Source organism: Burkholderia sp. Cy-637 (assembly GCF_011753175.1).
Lineage (GTDB): Bacteria > Pseudomonadota > Gammaproteobacteria > Burkholderiales > Burkholderiaceae > Burkholderia > Burkholderia gladioli.
On record NZ_VWWC01000410.1, the window covers coordinates 1 to 804 of the forward strand.

Sequence of the window (804 nt, forward strand, 5' to 3'; positions counted from 1 at the left end):
CGGACGTCGACCTGCTGATCCTGGACGAGCCGACGTCCGGCCTCGACCCGCTGATGGAGGAGGTCTTCCAGCGCTGTGTCGAGGAGGAACGCGACCGGGGCCGCACGATCCTGCTGTCCTCGCACATCCTCAGCGAGGTGGAGGAGCTGTGCGACCGGGTGAGCATCATCCGCAAGGGCCGCACGGTCGAGACCGGCTCCCTGGCCGAGCTGCGCCATCTGACCCGGACCAGCGTCAGCGCCGAGCTCGCGGGCCCGCCGAACGGGCTCGCCCGCCTGCCCGGCGTCCACGACCTCGACGTCCAGGGCCGGCGCGTCCGCCTCCAGGTCGACACGGACAAGCTGAACGACGTCCTGCGCTCGCTGAGCGAGACCGGCGTGCGGTCGCTCACCTCGACCCCGCCGACGCTGGAGGAACTGTTCCTGCGGCACTACCAGAACGAGACCGCCGCGACCGCCGAGACCGCCCAGACCGACGAGACCGACGAGGTGGCACGGTGACCGCCGCCGCCCTCGCCCCCGAGGCCCGGGACGCCCGGACCGGCGGCTCCCGCCAGCTGGCCGGCACCGGCATCCTGCTGCGCTTCGCACTGCGCCGCGACCGCGTGATGATCCCGGTGTGGGTCGCGGTGAACGCGCTGATGGTCCTCTCCATGCCGAAGTCACTCACCAGCCTGTACGGCACCGCCGCCGCACGCGCCGACCTGCTCCGTCAGCTGGACACCAACGCCTCCCTGCGCGCGCTGATCGGCCCGGTCTTCGACGACTCGCTGTGCGCCCTGACGGCCTGGCGCATCGGCAGCTA

The 804-nt window shown here is 72.3% G+C and carries 1 protein-coding gene and 1 pseudogene; both read left to right on the forward strand.

Translation table 11 applies throughout. The features are described from left to right. Nucleotides 1-500, forward strand: a 500-nt coding sequence (locus F3J10_RS35900) for a DUF4162 domain-containing protein (RefSeq protein WP_167244072.1), incomplete at its 5' end; no start/stop codon positions are given. Next, a pseudogene (locus F3J10_RS35905) lies at nt 497-804 on the forward strand (hypothetical protein); the annotation flags it as partial. The gene F3J10_RS35900 and the pseudogene F3J10_RS35905, both read left to right, overlap by 4 nt.